3 protein-coding genes are annotated in these 2,181 nt (G+C 61.1%); 2 read left to right on the top strand and 1 reads right to left on the bottom strand.

Annotated features, from left to right (window positions below):
• Both AC0QTX_RS27355 and AC0QTX_RS27350 read left to right on the top strand, forming a co-directional pair.
• A partial coding sequence (locus tag AC0QTX_RS27355; RefSeq protein WP_474606939.1) for a hypothetical protein occupies window positions 1–305 on the top strand: 305 nt, incomplete at its 5' end.
• Window positions 306–308: 3 nt separating this feature from the next.
• Complete coding sequence (locus AC0QTX_RS27350) at window positions 309–518, top strand: hypothetical protein (RefSeq protein ID WP_474606938.1); 210 nt, start codon at window positions 309–311, stop codon at window positions 516–518.
• Window positions 519–758: 240 nt separating this feature from the next.
• On the opposite strand, the gene AC0QTX_RS27345 is transcribed toward AC0QTX_RS27350, so the two are convergent.
• The gene (locus tag AC0QTX_RS27345) at window positions 759–1,793 is read right to left on the bottom strand and encodes an alpha/beta fold hydrolase (protein ID WP_474606937.1); all 1,035 of its coding nucleotides are present in this window, start codon (window positions 1,791–1,793) and stop codon (window positions 759–761) included.
• Window positions 1,794–2,181: the final 388 nt, after the last annotated feature.

Below are 2,181 nucleotides of genomic sequence, written 5' to 3'. Positions count from 1 at the left end.
GGCGTCATCTCTGCTTCGGTGCCGGGGGGCTGGATGTGTTCCTGATCGGACTGGCTCATGCGGCTGCTCCTTATCGGAAACCCGTCAATTACCGGATGCGTGCGAAGTTCCCGCCGGGATCATCGGCCTGTCTCATCCCAACACCGATTTTGCGGCAGGTCATTCTGGACTGCTTGCAGATAAGGGAACGTCGGCCTCCGTTCCAGGTTGGTTCAATCCGGCCTTGGTTCCCAACGGGAGCCTCAACGACCATCGGAGCGCTCAAGCCGGCAAACCCGGCGGGGGTGCATCAAGCAAAGAGGTGATCCATGACCACTCGAAACCATAACAACCGCAGTGAGAAGCAGAAGGGGCATGTGCCGGACCGGAGCGACGAGGCTGTTGCGAAGGGCCACAGCAAGGATGCAGGCCATCATCCGCATCATGGCGATGGCGGCGGTGGCGTTCCCAAGACGCAGGGCCAAGGTCAGGCGAACGAGGGAGTGGACAACCGCAAGCAGAACCGTGGTCACGGCTAGCCGACATTCCAGTAGACGTGACCTCCATCCAAGACCAAGGCAGTATCCCATGCCACCTCAGGACGATCCGAACACCAAACCCTCCCCTGCCGGAGAGCGACAAAAGCTGGCGCAAACCGAAGAGGACGTCCCGAACCACGGACCGACATCGGACCGGCGGGCCCAATCTGCTCGATGAGGTAATGCCGCCAGAGCAAGGTTCGGATCAAAACGGAGCTTGATGTTCCCCTGGAGATTGGCTCATCCCGATCCTGAACGCTGCAGCGAGCCCGATCGCTGCGCGGTATGATCGATGGCTGCTACGACAGCGTCCGGAGCCAGGTGATGCACCATGTGACCAAGCCCTGGCAGGAGGATCAACTCACTTCCGGACAGCACCTGGTGCAGTCGCTTGGACTGGCGCTCCACATCTGCAATCTGATCGTCTGCGCCCGTAATGATCGTCACCGGCACGTTCAAATCCTTGTAGTGCCGCTCCAGTTCCATCGCGGATGGGACCATGAGCGCTGCATCCTCTGCCGCCGCGCGAAGCTGGGAGGGCCGAATCATCAGCGCCTTCGGGAACTCTTGCTCGAAGCGTTCCGGCACGGGAGCTGGCTGGAACACCCGCTTGATCATGCCCGGCAGGGTAGCCCGTGCGATCAGGGGAGAGATAGTGTACCGCATGACATCGCCGATTACCGGAATAGCCGGCGGCGAGAGCAGAAACGTATCCGCCCGCAAGGTTGGAAAGTAGTAGCCGGAGCCCAGTACGAGGCCGCGCACATGCGATGGAGCCTCTAGCGCGAGAGCGACCGCAACCAGGGTGCCCCAGGAGTGCCCGTACACCAGCGCCTGCTGAACTCCAAGTTGTGCCAGAGCCTTGTGGAACAAGCGGGCGTGCGCGCGCGGCGTCCAGAGTTGGCGCGGCCGCGAGCTGTAGCCGTAGCCAGGACGGTCGATCACGATCACCCGGTATCGCTCTGCCAGCCGGTCCACCAGACCGCTGACTGTGAAGTCCTGTATCATGGTGCCGTTGCCGTGGATCAACACCAAGGGCTGGCCGTGACCGCGCTCAATGTAGTGCAGGCGTACCCCATCTACGTGGAGGAAGCGGCCGATGGGCGGGTACTGGCGCTCAGCCTTCTGGGTCTGCTTGTGACTGTAGACGGCGGCTGCCGCAAGAGCGGCAGCAGAGCCAGCGAGAGCGGGAACCAACCAGCGGCGCGATCCGGTGCGGCCAATATGTCCGACATGCCAGCGATCCGCCTGATGTTGATGGGGACCTTGCAGCATACTGTCGCCTCCCGCTGCGTCGGTGGCACGGTACTTTCCCCTACTGGCTTTTGTTTCCATCGTGCGCATCCAGCACCTCGAGTTGGTCGAACATGGTGAACGCCTGCGAGCGAAATGGGTTGCTGCGGTGCACAAAGGTAGATTGTCGCTATCATCTAACGACCACCTCTGATGAGGACCGGCAATTGCGATAGGTTCTGTCTCAGGCGAGGCGGAATGCCTGCTCCGGGTCAGGTACGGAAGTTTCCTGCCGCTCCAGAACGTTCAGTGTTCCCGTCCAAAGCTGACATTCTGTCTACTTCCGCCTCGTGCCGATTGCGTTGACAAAGTCGGCATCGAGACGGGCTGGGACAGCGCTGAAGCTTGCTTTATTGAGGTCAGGTCTGAG

The organism is Microvirga sp. jy35 (assembly GCF_056148915.1).
Note: the sequence above shows the minus strand (reverse complement) of the source record. Positions and strands in the feature narration are given on the sequence as shown.

Excerpts from the sequence above, each read along its gene's own strand:
- AC0QTX_RS27350 (WP_474606938.1), top strand. The coding sequence starts at position 309 with ATGACCACTCGAAACCATAACAACCGCAGTGAGAAGCAGAAGGGGCAT.
- AC0QTX_RS27345 (WP_474606937.1), bottom strand. The coding sequence starts at position 1,793 with ATGCTGCAAGGTCCCCATCAACATCAGGCGGATCGCTGGCATGTCGGA.